The organism is Paractinoplanes deccanensis, assembly GCF_016862115.1.
GTDB classification, from domain to species: Bacteria; Actinomycetota; Actinomycetes; order Mycobacteriales; family Micromonosporaceae; genus Actinoplanes; species Actinoplanes deccanensis.
Genome location: NZ_BOMI01000165.1, coordinates 1 through 17,502, shown reverse-complemented (window position 1 = coordinate 17,502; position 17,502 = coordinate 1). Strand labels below are relative to the sequence as shown.

Sequence of the window (17,502 nt, the reverse complement as noted above, 5' to 3'; positions counted from 1 at the left end):
GACCGGTATCGTTCGGCGGATGCTCCCCGACGAGGCCGTGGCCGTGCAGGAGTCGCTGCGCACCCGGCTGGTCATCCCGCCACCCGGCTTCGCGGTCCCACCCACGGTCGTCGGCCTCGACGTCACTTACACCGAGTCGTCGTTCGGCGTGGCCGCGGCCGTCGTGATCGACGTGGCAACGCTCGCGGTGGTCGAGGCGGTCACCGCCCAGGGCGAGGTCAGTTTCCCGTACGTGCCGGGCCTGCTCGCCTTCCGCGAGATCCCCCTGCTGCGCGAGGCGATCTCCCGGCTCTCGGCCACCCCGGCGCTGCTCATCTGCGACGGCTACGGCCTGGCCCATCCGCGCCGCTTCGGCCTGGCGTCGCACCTCGGCGTCCTGCTCGACGTCCCCGCGTTCGGCATCGCCAAGACCCCGTACGTGGGCGCCTGGGCACCGGTGGACGAGCCGCGCGGCTCGTGGTCGGACCTGGTCGACGGCGACGAGATCGTGGGCCGCGCCGTCCGTACCCAGACGGGCGTGAAACCGGTCTTCGTCTCGGCCGGCCACCGCATCGCCCTCGACGACTGCACGTCCCTCGCCGTGCGGCTGAGCGGGCGTTACCGCATCCCCGAGCCGACCCGCCAGGCCGACATCCTGTCCCGGCGACGTCTCGCAGATCACCTGTCGGCCGGCGGGGCCGAGTGGCAGCATGGCGGCCATGGTGGACAGCCTGCTGCGGGTGGATCTCGGTGAGGTGCCGTACGACGAAGGTCTGCGGCTCATGGACGGGTGGGTCACGGAGCGCCGCGAGGGGCGGGCGCCCGATCGGCTGTTCCTGCTCACGCATCCGCCGGTCATCACGTACGGGAAGCACACGCCCGTCTCGGACCTGCCGGTCGATCCCGGCTTCCCGGTGGTGCCGGTCGACCGGGGCGGGCACGCCACCTATCACGGTCCCGGCCAGCTCGTCGGCTACCTGGTGATGAACCTGCGCGACGGCGGCCCGGCCGACGTGGTCCGCTGGCTCGAGACGTCGCTGATCGCGGCCCTCGCCGAGCTGGGCTTCGAGACGATCCGCCGCGACACCCCCAAGGGCTCGGCCAGCCTGGTCGGCGTCTGGACCCCGTCGCACGCCAAGGTCGCCTCGATCGGCATGCGCATCCGCGGCGGCGTCACCAGTCACGGCTTCGCCCTCAACATCGACCCGGACCTGTCGGTCTTCGACCGCTTCACCGCCTGCCGCCTCGACGGCGTCGAGATGACCTCGCTGCGCCGCCTGGCCGGCACGGCCCCCGACGAGTCCTCGGTCCGCGACGTGATCGCCAAGCATCTCGGCGCCGTCTGACCCGATGGACCTGACGCTGGCCCGGGCGGAGTTCGAGTTCGCCGCTGTCGCGAAGGACGCGCGTGTCGCGTACGGGCTGTGGCTCGTCACCGGCATCTTCGGCGGTCACCGGTTCTATCTGGGTGACACGGGCCGGTCCGTCGCGATGCTCTTCACGCTCGGCGGCCTCGGCGTGTGGACGCTCGCCGACGTCTTCTTCGTCGGCCGGCGGGTGCGGGCCGTCAACCGCGAGCGCCGAGCTGCCATCATGGCGCGTCATGGCATCGTGGAAGGCTGACGGACTCGACGACGTCCCGTGGGCGCGTCTGGAGCACAACTACGGCGACGCCTCCGACGTGCCCGCGCTCCTTCGGCGCTGCGCCGAGGACGATCCCGACGCCGTGCTCGACGCCCACGAAGACCTGGGGAACAAGCTTCTGCACCAGGGCGGCTGGATCTGCTCGGCGGTGCCCGCGGCGCTGCCCTTCCTGCTCGACCTGGCCGAGGGCCGGGCGCTCCATCACCGCGTGGACCTCGTCGAGCTGCTCGGCGCAACGGTCGACGAGGCTTCCGCCGTCTCGCCGCGCTACGTGGACGAGGCTTGGCCGGCGGCGCTCGAACGGGTCCTGCCCCGCATCGTCGCGCTGGTCGACGATCCCGACGCCGGCGTGCGGCGCCAGGCCCTGTGGTTGGTGAGCAGGCCCGGGCTGCCGTACCGAATGGTGCGGGCGGCCCTCTGGCGGCGCCAAGCGGTCGAGCGGGACGAGGTGACGCGGTGGGATCTCACCTTGGCCTTCGGTGAGCTGCTGAACCGGTACCCGGAGGACGCGGACGTGCGTTCTTACCTGCGTCGGGAAGCGGAACGGGGCGAAGGTGGCGAGACGGATCGTTCTGCCTTGCGCGGCAGGTGGCGTGCGGGAGAGCGTTCCGTTCAGCACGGCGGTGGACGCCCGGGTGACCCGCAGCGCGCGCTCGCGGCGCTGCTTGCCCTGGCGCCGACCGAGCCCGAGCTCGCGCCCGCCCGGCTTTCGTGGATCATCGCTGCACTTCGTGATCCGAGCGCGGCCGATTGGCGGCACTCCGCGTGGTACGGCGGCGGGACGGGGGCCTCGATGGTGCGCCATGCCGCCGGGGCCCTGCTGCGTGACGACCCGCCCGCCCGGACTGCCTTCGCTCTGACGTTGACGGGGTCGGGCACGAGCCGCGACGAGCGGATCACGGGCCTGGACGAGGTCGCGGCGCTGCTCGCGCGGTGGCGGGCCGTGCCGCCGGAGCTCACGGAGTTCCTGGCCGGCTGTCTCGGCGACGACGATGCCGAGGTGCGGTTCCGGGCCGCGTACCTGCTGGCCTGCGTACCCGATCCGCGCGCGGCCGACCGCCTGGCCGAGCTCGCGGCGCGGAGCACCGGGCGCGACCGCGACGCGGCGGCCTGGGCGCTGGCCCGGCTCCGCGACGACCGGTGTCTGCCGTTGCTGCGGGAGCGTGTGGCCGCCTTCTCGCGCAGCCCCGAGTATTCGGCCGGGCCAGGGGAGTGGGGCGGCTATCGGCTGCCGAGCGTCGAAGAGGTCGTGGGCCCGCTCGCCGGCAACGCCGCTGCCCTGGTGCCCGCCATCATGAGGCAGCTGACGAACCCGGGCCCGGTTCAGGGGATCTGCCGCCTCATCGGCGCCTTCGGCGCGGCAGCGGCACCCGCCGTGCCCCTGCTGATCCCGCTCCTGGCCGACAACGAGGCGCGCGCCATGGCCGCTCAGGCGCTGGGCGGTATCGGCCGGGTCGCCGCGCCCGCGGTGCCCGAACTGCTCCGCCACGTCGAGCTGCCGGCTGCGGCGTGGGCGTACTGGCGGATCACCGCCGATCCCGCGCCGGCCCTCGCGGCGCTGCATCGCACGTCGGATCACCTTGCCTTACGACTGCTGCGCGACCTCGGCGCCCAAGCGGGCCCGGCCGCCGACCGGCTCATGCGGCTCGCGGGGTCGGAGGAGGAGTGGGTACGAGCCGAGGCGGCTTTCGCTCACTACCGGGTCACCGGCGACCCGTCGATCGCCGTCCCGGTGCTCGCCGAGATCGTCCGTCCCCTGGCCGAGGGGACATGCCGGCCAGTGATGATCACTGCCCTGGAGTATCTGGCTCACATGGGTGCGCCGGTTCCCGTGGCGCGCGCCGTGCTGGACAGCCCGCACCGCTTGTCGTGCTTCGGGAGCTGGCGCACCTTCACCGAGGACGAGCGGCTCCGCGCCGCGGCCGCGGCCCTGGTGAGTGGCTGACGCGAAGGGGTGAGTGGCTGACGCGAAAGGGGTGAGTGGCTGACGCGAAAGGGCAAAAGAAAAGACGAGAGGAATGGACTACCTCCCGCCACTTCTAACATATAGCACATGGGGGGTCTTGCCGCAAGAGTCCGGTTGTGCTGCACAATCGTCCGCCGTAGGCCGCATTGCCGGTGATTATCGGGGGGCATTTTCATGCACGCATTTGAGTTGCCGGCCAATCTTGCCGCCAAGGGCGATCCGGCGCTGATCGCCGAGGACGACAAGCATTTCGCCGTGGTGGCGCAGAGTCTCGCGGAATCGATCGCGGAGCTCAGCGCTCAGCTGGAGATCGAGCGCCGGGCGCCGGCGGGCAAGGGGCGGCAGGCGGTCGACCGGGACGACGCGGTCAAGCGGCTGACGGCGCGGTTGCGGGCGCTGCGCCGCTTCAGCCTCGACATCTGCCTGGGGCGCATGGTCGGTGCCGACGGCGAGCCGGTGTACGTGGGGCGCTTCGGGCTCACCGACAGCCGGGGGCGGCGGCTGCTCGTCGACTGGCGCTCGCCGGCGGCCGAGCCGTTCTTCGGTGCCACCCACGCGAACCCGATGGGGTTGGTCAGCCGGCGGCGGTACCGCTGGACGCGGGGCCGGGTCACCGACTACTGGGACGAGGTGTTCACCCCGGACGGGCTGGAGCACAACGCGGCGCTCGACGACCAGTCGGCGTTCATCGCGAGCCTCGGCAGCGACCGGTCGGCGAAGATGCGCGACGTGCTCGGCACGATCCAGGCCGACCAGGACGCCATCATCCGGGCCGGGTCGCGGGGTGCGCTGGTCGTGGACGGCGGGCCGGGCACGGGCAAGACGGTGGTGGCGCTGCACCGTACGGCGTATCTGCTCTATTCCGATCCGCGGCTGGGGCAGCGGCAGGGCGGGGTGCTGTTCGTGGGGCCGCACGAGCCGTATCTCGCGTACGTGTCCGACGTGCTGCCGAGCCTCGGTGAGGAGGACGTGCAGACGTGCACGCTGCGGGACCTCGTACCGCAAGGACGGGAGGCGACCGAGGAGCGTGACCCGGAGGTGGCCCGGCTGAAGGCCGGGGCCGAGATGGTGCGGGCCGTCGAGACGGCGGTGCGGTTCTACGAGGAGCCGCCCGCCCAGGGCATGATCGTGGCGACGGACGACGCGGAGATCCGGCTGACGGCGCAGGACTGGGCGGAGGCGTTCGAGGCGCCGGGCCCGGGGACGCCGCACAACGAGGGGCGCGACCAGGTCTGGGAGGAGCTGCTCACGATCCTGGTGGCGAAGTACGACGGCGACGAGCCGGAGAGCCTGCTGCGCCGGTCGCTGGCGCGCAACCGGGAGCTGGCGACCGCGTTCGGCCGGGCGTGGCCGATCCTGGAGGCGGCGGACATCGTGGGCGACCTGTGGTCGGTGCCCGCCTATCTGCGGCACTGCGCGCCGTGGCTGACTTCCGATGCCGTACGCAGGTTGCAGCGCGACCACCCGCACGCCTGGACCGTCTCGGACCTGCCGCTGCTGGACGCGGCACGGCAGCGACTCGGCGACCCGGAGGAGTCCCGGCGCCGCCGTCGCCAGGAGGCGGAGGTGGCCGATCAGCGGGCGCGGATGGACCGTGTCGTGGACGATTTGATCGCGTCGGCCGACTACGACGACGGCGAGGGCCTGATGAAGATGCTGGTGCAGCAGGACCTGCGCGACGTGCTGGTGAACGAGGACGTGCTGCCGAAGGCCGACCCGGACGTGCTGGCGGGGCCGTTCGCGCACATCGTGGTCGACGAGGCGCAGGAGCTGACCGACGCGGAGTGGCAGATGCTGCTGCTGCGGTGCCCCTCGCGCAGCTTCACCATCGTGGGGGACCGCGCGCAGGCGAGGCACGGCTTCACGGAGTCGTGGCGGGAGCGCCTCGCCCGGGTGGGCCTGGAGCGGGTCGAGATGGCCGCGCTGACGATCAACTACCGCACGCCCTCCGAGATCATGACCGAGGCGGCGCCGGTCATCCGGGCGGTGCTCCCGGACGCGAACGTGCCGACGTCGATCCGCACCAGCGGGGTCCCGGTGATGCACGGTCCGGTCGCCGGCCTGGACGCGATCCTCGCGGGCTGGCTCGCCGAGCACAGCGAGGGGGAGGGGGTCGCCTGCGTGATCGGACGCTCGCCGCAGTCCCGCACGCACGAGAAGGTCAGGTGGCTCACGCCGGAGCTGTCCAAGGGCCTCGAGTTCGACCTCGTCGTGCTGATCGACCCGGAGGGCTTCGGCGACGGCATCGAGGGCGCGGTCGACCGGTACGTCGCGATGACCCGCGCGACCCAGCAACTCGTGATCCTGACCAGCTGAACCTTCCGATCGGCTGGCCGCGCTCCTGCGGGGCGCGGCCACCGCCGTGTCCGGTGCCACACCGGTAGTTGCTTGCGCCTTATATCCGCGCACGCCTACCTTTTACGACGCGTGCGCAACTATCAGCGTACGCAAGAAAGGGTGTGGACGTAATGCCTCTCGGACTGGTGGCCCTCGCCATCGGCGGCTTCGGTATCGGTTTGACCGAGTTCGTGATCATGGGCTTGCTGCCGGAAGTGGCCGCGGACTTCGGCGTCTCGTCGTCGGCGGCGGGCTGGCTGATCAGCGGTTACGCGCTCGCGGTGGTGGTCGGCGCGCTCGTGCTCACGGTCGCGACGACCCGGCTGCCACGCAAGCCCGTGCTGCTCGGCCTGCTGCTGCTGTTCATCGCCGGCAACCTGCTGTCGGCCGTCGCGCCGACGTACCAGATGATGCTCGCCGGCCGCATCGTCGCCGCGCTGTGCCACGGCGCGTTCTTCGGCATCGGCGCCGTGCTCGCCGCCGGCCTGGTCGCCCCGCAGCGCAAGGCCGCCGCGGTCGCCATGATGTTCACCGGCCTCACCGCCGCCAACGTGCTCGGCGTGCCGCTCGGCACCCTGCTCGGCCAGGCCGCCGGCTGGCGCTCCACTTTCTGGGCGATCACCGCGGTCGGCGTGGTCGCCTGGATCGGCATCCTCACCCTGGTCCCGGCGCAGGGCCCCAATGCCTCGTCGGTACGCCGTGAGCTCAGCGCCTTCAAGTCGGCTCAGGTGTGGCTCTCGATCATCGTGACGGTCCTCGGCTTCGGGGGCATGTTCGGCGCCTTCACGTACATCGCCTACACGCTCACCGACGTCAGCGGCTTCTCCTCGGGCGCCGTCCCCTGGCTGCTCGTGATCGTCGGCGTGGGCCTGTTCATCGGCAACGTCCTCGGCGGCCGCGCGGCGGACCGAGGCGTCGACCGCACCCTGCTGGCCGTGCTCGCCGGCTTGGTCGTGGTGCTGGCCGGCTTCGCGCTCACCGCCTCGAACCAGGCGGCGACCGTCGTGTGGCTCCTGCTGATGGGCGCGTTCGGTTTCGCGACGGTGCCCGGCCTCCAAACCCGCGTCATGCAGTACGCCGCCGGCGCCCCCACCCTGGCCTCCGGCGCGAACATCGCCGCCTTCAACCTGGGCAACGCCCTCGGCGCCTGGGCCGGCGGCCTGACCATCTCGGCGGGCTTCGGCTACGCGTCCCCGTTGTGGTCGGGCGCTGCGATCACGGTGGCCGGCCTCGCGGTGATGGGCGGCGCGGCGGCGCTGGCCCGGGCCCGGTCCTCCTCGGGCTCTTCGTCTCTGTCGCCGGCTTCGTCGTCGTCGCCTTCTCCCGTGTCGTCACTGTCCTCGTAGCGCGGGTCTTTTGGAGCGCGGGTTGTACTTTGAGCGCGTGTTGGTCTTGGGGCGCGCATCTGTGTTGGGGTGCGCCTCATCTTTGAGCGCGCATTCGTGTTGGGGCGCACCGCCTTCTCCGAGCGCGCGCTCGTCCTGGGGCGTGTATCCGTCTCGGCGTGCGACTCGTTTTGAGCGCGCCTGTCTTTGAGCGCGCCTGTCTTTGAGCGCGCGCCTGTCTTTGAGCGCGCGTCCGTCTTTGAGTACGCACTTGTCTTTGGGCGCGCGTCCGTCTTTGAGTACGCACTTGTCTTGGGGCGCGCGTCCGTCTTTGAGCGCACACCATGTTTCGATCGGCGTTCTCCTTCGAGTGCGGGCCCCCTTCGCGCGCTGCGCGCCTCTTTCTGGCCTGCTGCCGACGCCGCCTCGGCTTCGGTAGCCTCCGGCGAATGACGAATGTCCATCCCACGGTCACCGTGCGGGTCGGCGACCGCAGCGCCGAGATCGACGAGCTCATCGCGCCGCTGATCTCGGCGTTGTGGCGCACCGGCTTCACGACACTGACCAGTTGCCAGGACGCCGGCGAGAGCAACGCCTCCTGGGCCGAGAAGCTGCCGCACATGATCACGTACGTCGAGTCCCGCAAGGGCTGGGCGTTCGTCGACTTCCCGATCCAGGACGGCCTGCGCTTCCTGACCGCCCTCGCGCAGGCGGGCCCCCGCGACGCTTTCTACGTACGGACGACGCATTGGGCCGCCCCGCAGGCCTGGCAGGTCACCGTGAAGCCGATGGACCTGGCGATGTTCGACGAGACCATGCCGTCGTCGTTCGCGCTGCGGCTGCTCCAGGTGTGCTTCCCTGCCACCGACCTCCCCGAGATCGAGAACCGGCTCAACCGCTGGTCGGCGGGCGAACTCGTGCCCCCGGCGCCGACGGACTGGGCGTCGGTGGGCCGCTGAACTCGCCGTGAGCGGGAAGCCGGAGCGCGGTGACGGCTCGATGCCGGGTGGTGCCGTCGGTCCCGGCCTTCTGCTGGGTGCCGTGGGTCCCGGCTTTCTGCTGGGTGCCGTTGGTACCGGCTTCTGCTGGGTGCCGTTGTCCCGGCTTTCTGCTGGGTGCCGCCGGCCGGTGACGGCTCTCAGCAGGGTGGTGCGGGCTGGTTAGCGGCCCGGCGACGAGGCCGTCGCGTGATATTCACCGGCGATGTCCGCCTCGGCCGTTGAGGCGCACGTGTCCTGATTTTCCGCTCATACTGGGCAGTCGTGAGAGTTTCCGAGGCCGCCCCACTTGGCAGAGTTTCGAGAGCGGCGTTCCTGAGCGTGCTCGCGCCGTTGGTAGGAGCCGCACTGTTCGACCATGCCGACGACCCGTGGGCGCCTGTCATCCCGTTCGTGCTGGTGGTGCTCGCAACTTCGGCGCTGACTGCCGAACTCACAGCGCAGGCGCAGCGCCCAGGCCGTGGTTGGACCCGCAGCGACAAGGCCATTCCCATGACGTTGCTCTTGGTCGCGGCCCTGCTCGCGTTGAGCGCCTCGTTCGCGGATACGCCAGACAACCAGAGGACGGTGGCCGTCTGCTTCGCCGTTCTCTACGTAGTGCTCGCGGGCTACTTCTGCCACGTTCGGCGGAAAGCCCTCCGCCACACCTGACCGGCACGGCGCCACGGAAACTCGAGTGCCCTGAACCCGCAAGCACGTCGGCGAGCCCGGTCCGCGGAGCGGAATGTTCCGTTCCGTGTGAGGGACGTGTCATGTGGTGCTCGGCATGCTGGGGTGCTCGCCTTGGCGGAGCGGAACGTTCCGTTCCGCCGGAGACCATCGGGCGGGCGGCGTGGTCGGTGATGCTGGCGCCGCCGCCGAGGAAGCCGCGGCCGGTGTGCCACGTGCTCGATGTCGAGAGTGGAGTGACGTTGGCATACATGACACCGGACGGCGGCCCGTTGGTGGGCTTCACGGCCCTGGCCACGGGGGTCGAGGTGCCGCCCGGCGCCTTTCAGGCGTGAGGCGTGCGGGCCCTTGACGGCTGGGCCGGGCCGCCCGGCGCGTTTCAGGTGTCGGGCGTGGGCTGACACCGGACGGTGCCGGGTGGCCGGGCAGGTGTGTCTCAGGCCGGGCCGATGGGGAGGCGCGCCGAGAAGACGGTGGTGGCCTCCTCGGGGTCGTTCACCGCGATGGTGCCGCCGTGCTGCTCCACGACCGTGCGGGCCAGGGTCAGGCCCAGGCCGAAGCCGGGGCGGGCGCTGTGGCGGGCGGCGCCGCCGCGGAAGAAGAGGTCGAACAGGCGGCTTCGCTCGTCGGCGGGGATGGGCTCGCCGGTGTTCGACACGCTCAGGACCGCGGCGTGGGGGTCGGCGTTCAAGGTGACGCCGATGGTCGAGTGTTGGGGGGCCCAGATCAGTGCGTTGTTCACCAGCTCGTCGAGGACCTGGCGCAGGCGGTCCGGGTCGCCGTGGATCCGGGTCGACGGGGGCGCGTTCACCTCGATGGTCACGTCCTTGTGGGCGCGGGCGCGTGCGGCCTCGGCGGCCTCGTGGACGACCGTCGACAGGTCCATCGGGCGGCGGTTCACCTCGAGATGGCCGGTGCGCAGGGCGGCGACGTCCAGCAGTTTGCCGACGATGACGGCGAGGGTGCCGGCGTTGCGGTGGATCACCTCGACCATGTCGCGCACGTCGGAGCCGAGGCCGGGGTCGTCGATCAGCATGTCCGCGTACGCCTGGATGCTGGTCAACGGCGTGCGCACCTCGTGGCCGACCAGCGCGACGTACTCGTTGCGGACGCGGTCGAGCTCGGCGGCGAGGCTGCCGGCGCGGCGGCGTTCCAGGAAGCCGCCCAACTGGGCGCCGATGCCGGTCAGGATCGCGGTGCGGGTGTCGTCCGGCACCTCCGGCGTCTCGCTGTAGCAGACCAGCACGCCCAGCACGTCGGCGCCGCTCGGCACCGGAACGGCCAGCGCGGCCCGCAGGCGCGGCCCGCCGGCAGCCTGCGGCGAGGCCAGGTCGTCGCCCAGGGGTGACTCCCACAGGGGGGTGCTGTCCTGCCAGGCGCGGGCGGGGAGGCTGTCACCCGGCGGCAGGGTGTCGCCGGATGTGTGGAGCGGCGGGTGATCGCTGGGTGACCAGGACGTGGTGCGGCGCAGGACGTTGCCCACCTCGTCGAGGGTCCAGAACTCGGTGGCCGCCCAGCCGATGATGGAGCCGATCAGTTCGACCGCGACGGCCAGGACGTCGTCGGTGGGCTGGGCGCTCGAGATGGCCTTCGCGATCTCGAACTCGCATTCCCTCAGGCGGGCGGCGCGTCGCAGCTCGGTCACGTCGTGCATCGCGACCACGGCGGCCACGCCGGAGCGGCCCTCGACGGGCCGGGCGTGCATCCGGAAGGTGCGCGGCGGGACACCCGGTGGCCGCATGACCACCTCGGCGTCGCGGATGTGCTGACCGTGCAGCGCGCTCAGCAGCGGATTGGTCGTCTCCGACAGCGGGCGCCCGGTCGCGTCGTACAGGTGCAGGGTTTGTGGCCATTGCTCGGCGCGGGCGCCGTTGAGCCGGTCGCCGGCGATGGCGCGGGCGGCGTCGTTGCACAGCACCGGGTGGCCGAGGCCGTCGCAGCCGAACACGGCGGTGTCCAGCCCGTCGGCGAGCGCCTGGAGGGCCGCCTGCTGTTGGCGCAGCCGGCGACGGGAGAGAAGCTCCGCCTCCTCCTGCCCGATGCGCCGCCGCAGCTCCTCGGCGAGCCGGTCGGGGGTCTGGGAGAGGACGTACGCGGTGACGTCCTCGACCCGGTGCACGAGCAGCTCCGCCTCGCCGCGGGCGTTGACCAGCGGTACGGTGACCGGCGCCCAGTATCGGGTCGCGAACCCGCCGCCGGGCTGAGGGACGTCGTACTTCTGGATCGGCATCACCTCGGCAGTGCGGTCGCGGAGCACGCGTTGCAGGGAGGCTCCGAGCGTGGCTACCCCGTCGGCTTCCGGGTCGTCCGGGTTGTCGGGGAAGGCGTCGAAGATGTGCCGTCCGGCGATGTCCTCGCGCTCGGTCATGGTGGCGGCGAGGTAGGCGTCGTTCGCCTCGACGATCACCAGGTCAGGGTCGAGCACCAGCAGGGGCGTCGGGGCGCTCCGGAACAGCAGCCGGTAGTCGATCACAACTGATCATGATATCGGGCATGGCAGGTGAAATGTCCGCTTTGCGCAAGGCTGGGGTGGCGGAACGCGGGTTGCGGTGCGCGCAGGGGGCGGGACGCGGGTTGCGGTGCGGGAAGAGAGGCGGCGTTGGCGGTGAGGAGCGTCAGAAGGGGAAGGACGCCGGCTGGCTGCGCACCGTGACCCAGCGGGTGTCGGTGAACGCCTCGATGTTGGCGGCGGCGCCGCCGAAGCGGGAGCCGGTGCCGGAGGCCCCGGTGCCGCCGAACGGGGCGTTGGCCTCGTCGTTGACGGTCTGGTCGTTGATGTGGGCTATGCCGGTGGGGATGCGGTCGGCGAGCTCGACGCCGCGCATGGCGTCCCGGGTGACGATGCCGAGGGACAGCCCGTACTCGGACGTGGTGGCCAGGGAGACCGCCTCGTCGAGGCTGGCGAAGCGGGCAACGGGAGCCACCGGGCCGAAGATCTCCTCGGTGAAGGCCGGTGTGGCGGGAGTGGCCTCGGTGATGACCGTGGGACGGTAGAAGAGGCGGTCGTACTCGCCGCCGGCGGCCACCCGGGCGCCGGTGGAGGCGCTGGCGGTGACCAGGGAATGGATTTTGTCGCGCTGGCCGGCGTCGATGATCGGGCCCAGGGCGACCTGGTCGCGGGCCGGGTCGCCGACGGGGAGCTTGGCGGCCTTGTCCGCGAGGCGTTCGACGAAGTCGTCGTAGAGGCGCTCGTGCACCAGGTGGCGTCCGGTCGTCATGCAGATCTGGCCCTGGTGGAACCAGCTGCCCCAGGCGGCCAGGTTGACCGCGGCGTCGACGTCCGCGTCCTCCAGGACGACCAGGGCCGAGTTGCCGCCGAGCTCCAGGTGGGCGCGCTTGAGGTGCTGTCCGGCGAGCGCGCCGACCTGGCGCCCGGCCGCCGTCGAGCCGGTGAACGAGATGACCGCGACCTCGGGGGCGGTCACCACGGCCTCGCCCACGTCGCGGCCGCCGGGCAGCACCTGGAGCACACCGTCGGGCAGGCCGGCCTCCTGGAAGATGCGGGCCAGAACCAGGCCGCCGGTCACCGCCGTGCGGGGGTCGGGCTTCAGCAGGACGGCGTTGCCGAGCGCGAGGGCGGGCGCCACCGACCGGATGCCCAGGATGATGGGCACGTTGAACGGGGAGATCACGCTGACCACGCCGACCGGGTAGCGGCGGGTCATCGACAGCCGCGGCTCGCCGGTGGGGATGAGCTCGCCGTACGGGCGGCCGGGCAGCGACGCGGCCTCCCAGCACTCCTGCTCGGCGGTGTGCACGGCGAACGCGGCCATCCCGGGGATCGCGCCGACCTCGCGCACGTTCCACCAGGTGATCTCCTCGGCGTGCTCGGCCCAGAGCGCGGCGGCCCGGCGCAGCACGGCGGCGCGCTCGGTGTGCGGCGTCGCTGCCCACGACACCTGGGCGGCGGCGGCCGCGCGGGCGGCGGCGGCCACGTCGTCCGGGGTGGCGAGGTTGACCCGGGCGAGGGCGCCGCCGGTCGCGGGCTCGACGACGTCCATGGACTCGCCGCCGCCGGCGCGCCACATGCCGTCGATGTGCAGCAGATCGTGCCAGCGGTCCTCGTCGAGCAGTGCCATGGTGCCCTCCCGGGGGAAATGTAGGCCGACCCTAGGCCGCCTGTTTCCGAGCAATCAACACCGTGTTTCAGATATTCGAATCGGGTCGGTAGCCGAGCTGGTGCGAGATGTCCGAGGCGGTCCGCAGCAGCGGCCCGGACAGCCGCGCGATCACCGACTCGACGGACGCGGTCCAGGTCGTCAGGTGCACGGCGATGTTGATCGCCGCGATCACGTGGCCGGACCGGTCGCGGATCGGCGCGGCGATCGAGCGCAGGCCGGGCGCCAGCTCCTCGTCGTTGACCGCGATGCCGGTGCGCCGCACGGCGGCCAGCGCTCCTACCAGCTGCTCGCGCACGGTGATGGTGCGCGGGCCGCGGCGGGCGAGGTCCGTGCGGTCGAGCAGCTGCCGCAGCGCCGCCGGCTCGCGGTGGGCCAGCAGAACCTTGCCCATCGAGGTGCAGTACGCCGGCAGTCGCGAGCCCACGTGCAGGTTGAGGTCGACGTGCACGCCGGACTGCCGCCGGCTGCGCCGCCGCTCCACGTACACGATGTCGCCGCCGTCGAGGACCGCCATGCTGGCCGCGCATCCGGTCTCGTCGGCGAGGCCCTGGAGGTAGCCCGCCGCCACGCCGGTGATCTCCATGGAGCTGATCGCCGCGAAGCCCAGGTCGACCACGCGCGGGCCGAGCGAGTACTTGCGCGTGTCCGGGTCCTGCTGGAGGAAGCCCAGGCCGGCGAGGGTCGCCACGTACCGGTGGGTGGTGCTGCGGTTGAGGCCGACGGCGCGGGCCAGGTCGGCGATGCCCATTACCGGCCCGTTCTCGGCGAGCTCGGTGAGGATGCGCAGCCCGCGCTCGAGCGACTGGGACGTGCTCGACGCGGGTCCGGTCACGGAGCACTCCTTCGAGCGGCGTTCCGGGTATTCGAACATCGCGTTGACGGGTGACGCAAGGCACTCCTACCGTCCTCGGCGGAAGGTGGTTCGCCATGGCTCGTGAGGTGTCGCACCACATCGGCGGGGCGGTCCTCGGATCGCTGAGCGGCCGGCGGCATCCCGACCACGATCCGTGGACGCGCGAGGTCCTCGCCTCGGTCTCGTCGGGCGACGGGGACGACGCGCGGCTGGCGGTCGAGGCGGCGCACGCGGCGTTCCCCGCCTGGGCGGCGCTGGCGCCGAGCGAACGGCAGCTGATCTTCATCCGGGCCGCGGACGAGCTGGCCCGCCGCGGCGACGAGGTGCTCGAGCTGCTGGCCGCCGAGACGGGGTGCGGGCCCTACTTCGGGCGCGTGCAGCTCGGCTTCTGCCTGGCGCTGCTGCGCCAGGCGGCCGGTCTGGCGCACCTGCCGACCGGTCAGGTGCTGCCCACCGATCTGCCGGGGTCACGAGCCTTGGCGGTACGCCGTCCCGTCGGCGTCGTGGCGGCGATCGCACCCTGGAACGCGGCGCTGAGCCTGGCCGGGCGCGCGATCGCCGGGCCGCTGGCGCTCGGCAACACGGTGGTGCTCAAGCCCTCGGAGGAGTCGCCGATCACCGGCGGCGTCCTGTGGGCGGAGATCTTCGCGGCGGCGGGGCTGCCGCCGGGCGCGGTCAACGTGGTCACCCACGCGCCGGGTGACGCCGGCGAGATCGCCGGCGCGCTGGTCACGCATCCGCTGGTGCGCAGGGTGAGCTTCACCGGGTCGACGGTCACCGGGCGCCGCCTGGCCGAGCTCGCGGCGCGTCACCTCAAGCGGCCGGTGCTGCAGCTCAGCGGTCACAACGCCCTGATCGTACGGGCGGACGCCGACCTGTCCCTGGCGGTGGACGCGGCGGCCTACGGGGCGTTCGTGCACCAGGGGGAGATCTGCATGTGCGTCCGGCGGATCATCGTCGAGGAGCCGGTGGCCGCCGAGTTCACCGGCCGGTTCGTCGCGAAGGTGGCCGCGCTGCCGGTCGGCGACCCGCGCGATCCGCGTACCGTGGTCGGGCCCTTGATCAATGAATGGGCGCTGTCGCTGATCTCGCGGCGGGTGCGGGAGGCGGTGGCCCTCGGCGCGCGGGTGCTCACCGGCGGGACGGCCGCGCCGCCGTGCTTCCCGCCGACCGTGCTCACCGACGTGCCGGCCGCCGCGGAGCTCGCGTTCGAGGAGACGTTCGGGCCGGTGGCGCTGGTGGAGACCGCCGCGGACGCGGACGACGCGGTGCGCCGGGCCAACGCGTCGCGCTACGGGCTGACCGCGGGGATCATCTCGGCGGACACGTACGGCAGCCTCGACCTGGCGCGGCGGCTCGAGGTCGGCATCGTGCACATCAACGACCAGACCGTGAACGACGAGCCGCAGATGCCGTTCGGCGGGCTCAAGGACTCCGGCTGGGGCCGGTTCGGGCTGCGCTTCGCCGACGAGGACTTCACCGAGCTGCAATGGATCACCCTGCGCGACAAAGGCCGTGATCTTCCCTTCTGAACCATGCGCCGCCCCGCTCCGTACTGATCGGCATGCTCTTGGCACAACTCCGCCGTGTCCTCCGCCCGGCGGTCACCGTCCTCGCGGCCGTGCTCCTCGTCGCCGCGCTGGTGGTGCCCGACACGATCGCCCGGCCGGCCGACGGCGCCTTCCTGCCCGGGGCGTTCCTCCGCCTCCCCCTGGAGCTGATCTTCGCGGGCGCGGTGGTGCTCGCGGTCCGCCCCCGGTGGCGGCGGCCGGTGGCGGCCCTGTTCGGCCTCGGCATCGGCGTCCTGGTCATCCTGAAGATCGCGAACGCGGGCTTCCGGACGGTGCTGGGCCGCAAGTTCGACCCAGTGCTCGACCCGCCGCTGCTGCACGACGGCTACAACGCGCTCACCGAGACCGACGGGCACACCACGGCCAACCTGGCGGTGGCCGGGGCGATCCTGCTCACCGTCGCGGTGCTGGCGGGCATGACCTGGGCGGCGGTTCGGCTCGCGCGGGTGGCGGGCGACCATCAGCTTCCGGTACGCCGTACGCTGATCGGCCTGTCCGCGGTCTGGCTGGCGCTGGCGCTCAGCGGGCTCACCCTCTACCCCCGCTCGCCGGTCGCCTCGGACTCGGCGGCCGCGATGGTGAAGACGCTCGCGAAGCAGGTGCCCGCGACGATCCGCTCCGAACGGGAGTTCGCGTCCTCCGTACAGCATGATCCGTATGGGTCCGCAGCCCCGGCCGACCTCGTCTCCGGGCTCCGCGGCAAGAACGTGATCATCGGAGTGGTGGAGAGCTACGGCCACAGCGTGCTCACGGACCCGGCGATGAACGCGGTGCTCGACCCGGCCCTCACGACGGCGTCGGCGCAGCTCACGGCGGCGGGCTTCCACGCGCGCACGGGATGGCTGACGTCGTCGACGTACGGCGGGGGCAGCTGGCTGGCGCACGGCTCGTTCCAGTCCGGCCTGTGGGTGACCAGCCAGCGGCGGTACGACGAGATGGTCAAGGGCGACCGGCTCACCCTGACCCGCGCCTTCCACGAGTCCGGCTGGGAGACGGCGGGCGTGGAACCGGGCAACACGGAAGACTGGCCGGAGGCGAAGTTCTACGGCTACGACCACGTGCTCGACTCGCGCACGATGGGCTACAAGGGCCCCAAGTTCGGCTGGTCCCGCATACCGGATCAGTACACGCTGGCCACCTTCCAGCGCGAGATCTACGCCAAGGCGCAGGGCCCGGTGATGGCCGAGATCACGCTGACGTCCAGCCACGAACCCTGGACCCACGTCCCGTCGATGGTCGACTGGAAGACCATCGGCGACGGCTCGGTCTTCCACAGCATGGCCGGCACCGAGGTGGAGCGCTCGGCCCTCTGGGACGACCCGGCGAGGACACAGCAGCAGTACGCGAAATCGGTCGCCTACTCCGTCGAGAGCCTCATCTCGTGGGCGACGACATACGGCGACGACAACCTGGTCCTGGTCATGTTCGGCGACCACCAGCCCATGTCGATCATCACAGGCCCGAACGCCAGCCGCGACGTCCCGGTGACCATCATCGCCAAGGACAGGACGGTCCTCGACAGGATCGCCTCGTGGGGCTGGCAGGACGGCCTGCGGCCCACCGAGGACACGCCGGTCTGGCGCATGGACGAGTTCCGGGACAAGTTCTTCGCGGCGTATGGGCGCGCTTCGGGGGTGGCGCTGGGCGGTCGTTGAGCCGGCGCCTTGGGCGGCTGTCCTCTTTTGCGGTGGTCCTTTGGTGCGGTGGCTTTCAGAGGCCCGGCAATAGGCACGGGGCAGCGACGCGAATGGTTGTCGCGGATGCTCGCTGGCCGCTATCTTGATTATGTTGAAATGCGGGATGGACGCTTTTCCGTGGCCCCAAAACCTGTTGCGGGGCTCGCTATGCTGGAAGTGCGCGACTCCGTTGATCCCGGCCTTTTCGCAGCCCGTGCAGTCTAACAATTGAATGTCGCAAACTGCCCGACCGGCCGCCGAGTGAAAATGGTGGCTCGGTGGCTCGGTGGCTCGGTGGCTCGGTGGCCCGGTGGCCCGGTGGCCCGGTGGCCCGGTGGCCCGGTGGCCCGGTGGCCCGGTGGC

At 71.8% G+C, this 17,502-nt stretch carries 13 protein-coding genes; 10 read left to right on the top strand and 3 right to left on the bottom strand.

The features are described 5' to 3' along the window. Positions 1–19 precede the first annotated feature (19 nt). The 8 genes from Ade02nite_RS39545 to Ade02nite_RS39510 all read left to right on the top strand — a co-directional run bounded on the left by Ade02nite_RS39545 (position 20) and on the right by Ade02nite_RS39510 (position 8,900). Complete coding sequence (locus tag Ade02nite_RS39545) at positions 20–733, top strand: endonuclease V (protein WP_203775200.1); 714 nt, start codon at positions 20–22, stop codon at positions 731–733. Beyond that, positions 699–1,325, top strand: coding sequence for a lipoyl(octanoyl) transferase LipB (lipB, locus tag Ade02nite_RS39540; RefSeq protein ID WP_203775198.1), 627 nt, complete (start codon positions 699–701; stop codon positions 1,323–1,325). The genes Ade02nite_RS39545 and lipB overlap by 35 nt, the downstream gene beginning before the upstream one ends. 4 nt (positions 1,326–1,329) lie before the next feature. Continuing rightward, positions 1,330–1,602, top strand: a complete 273-nt coding sequence (locus tag Ade02nite_RS39535) for a TM2 domain-containing protein (protein ID WP_203775196.1) — start codon at positions 1,330–1,332, stop codon at positions 1,600–1,602. Further along, positions 1,583–3,568 (top strand): HEAT repeat domain-containing protein, encoded by a 1,986-nt coding sequence (locus Ade02nite_RS39530; protein WP_203775194.1) that lies wholly within the window; start codon positions 1,583–1,585, stop codon positions 3,566–3,568. The genes Ade02nite_RS39535 and Ade02nite_RS39530 overlap by 20 nt, the downstream gene beginning before the upstream one ends. 195 nt (positions 3,569–3,763) lie before the next feature. After that, a complete protein-coding gene (gene helR / locus Ade02nite_RS39525) occupies positions 3,764–5,905 on the top strand; it encodes an RNA polymerase recycling motor ATPase HelR (protein ID WP_203775192.1) in 2,142 nt (713 codons plus the stop codon). Positions 5,906–6,057: 152 nt separating this feature from the next. Then, complete coding sequence (locus tag Ade02nite_RS39520) at positions 6,058–7,272, top strand: MFS transporter (protein WP_203775190.1); 1,215 nt, start codon at positions 6,058–6,060, stop codon at positions 7,270–7,272. Positions 7,273–7,700: 428 nt separating this feature from the next. Then, the gene (locus Ade02nite_RS39515; protein WP_203775188.1) at positions 7,701–8,210 is read left to right on the top strand and encodes a hypothetical protein; all 510 of its coding nucleotides are present in this window, start codon (positions 7,701–7,703) and stop codon (positions 8,208–8,210) included. 303 nt (positions 8,211–8,513) lie between these two features. Next, positions 8,514–8,900: a hypothetical protein gene (locus Ade02nite_RS39510; RefSeq protein WP_203775186.1), complete on the top strand. Its 387-nt coding sequence runs from the start codon at positions 8,514–8,516 to the stop codon at positions 8,898–8,900. 454 nt (positions 8,901–9,354) lie between these two features. On the opposite strand, the gene Ade02nite_RS39505 is transcribed toward Ade02nite_RS39510, so the two are convergent. The 3 genes from Ade02nite_RS39505 to Ade02nite_RS39495 all read right to left on the bottom strand — a co-directional run bounded on the left by Ade02nite_RS39505 (position 9,355) and on the right by Ade02nite_RS39495 (position 13,871). Next, on the bottom strand, positions 9,355–11,391 hold the full coding sequence (locus Ade02nite_RS39505) for a sensor histidine kinase (RefSeq protein WP_203775184.1): 2,037 nt from the start codon (positions 11,389–11,391) through the stop codon (positions 9,355–9,357). 142 nt (positions 11,392–11,533) lie between these two features. Continuing rightward, positions 11,534–12,997, bottom strand: coding sequence for an aldehyde dehydrogenase family protein (locus Ade02nite_RS39500; protein WP_203775182.1), 1,464 nt, complete (start codon positions 12,995–12,997; stop codon positions 11,534–11,536). A gap of 67 nt (positions 12,998–13,064) precedes the next feature. Next, entirely contained in the window at positions 13,065–13,871 is an 807-nt protein-coding gene (locus tag Ade02nite_RS39495) for an IclR family transcriptional regulator (protein ID WP_239169374.1), read from the bottom strand. 95 nt (positions 13,872–13,966) lie between these two features. Between Ade02nite_RS39495 and Ade02nite_RS39490 the strand changes: the two genes are divergently transcribed. Further along, entirely contained in the window at positions 13,967–15,424 is a 1,458-nt protein-coding gene (locus tag Ade02nite_RS39490) for an aldehyde dehydrogenase family protein (RefSeq protein WP_203775178.1), read from the top strand. A 32-nt stretch (positions 15,425–15,456) separates the two neighbouring features. Then, positions 15,457–17,118: an LTA synthase family protein gene (locus Ade02nite_RS39485; RefSeq protein ID WP_203775176.1), complete on the top strand. Its 1,662-nt coding sequence runs from the start codon at positions 15,457–15,459 to the stop codon at positions 17,116–17,118. Positions 17,119–17,502: the final 384 nt, after the last annotated feature.

Coding starts and splice junctions, on each gene's coding strand:
- Ade02nite_RS39535 (WP_203775196.1), top strand. CDS start 1,330: ATGGACCTGACGCTGGCCCGGGCGGAGTTCGAGTTCGCCGCTGTCGCG.
- lipB (WP_203775198.1), top strand. CDS start 699: ATGGTGGACAGCCTGCTGCGGGTGGATCTCGGTGAGGTGCCGTACGAC.
- Ade02nite_RS39545 (WP_203775200.1), top strand. CDS start 20: ATGCTCCCCGACGAGGCCGTGGCCGTGCAGGAGTCGCTGCGCACCCGG.
- Ade02nite_RS39515 (WP_203775188.1), top strand. CDS start 7,701: ATGACGAATGTCCATCCCACGGTCACCGTGCGGGTCGGCGACCGCAGC.
- Ade02nite_RS39520 (WP_203775190.1), top strand. CDS start 6,058: ATGCCTCTCGGACTGGTGGCCCTCGCCATCGGCGGCTTCGGTATCGGT.
- helR (WP_203775192.1), top strand. CDS start 3,764: ATGCACGCATTTGAGTTGCCGGCCAATCTTGCCGCCAAGGGCGATCCG.
- Ade02nite_RS39530 (WP_203775194.1), top strand. CDS start 1,583: ATGGCATCGTGGAAGGCTGACGGACTCGACGACGTCCCGTGGGCGCGT.
- Ade02nite_RS39490 (WP_203775178.1), top strand. CDS start 13,967: ATGGCTCGTGAGGTGTCGCACCACATCGGCGGGGCGGTCCTCGGATCG.
- Ade02nite_RS39500 (WP_203775182.1), bottom strand. CDS start 12,997: ATGGCACTGCTCGACGAGGACCGCTGGCACGATCTGCTGCACATCGAC.
- Ade02nite_RS39485 (WP_203775176.1), top strand. CDS start 15,457: ATGCTCTTGGCACAACTCCGCCGTGTCCTCCGCCCGGCGGTCACCGTC.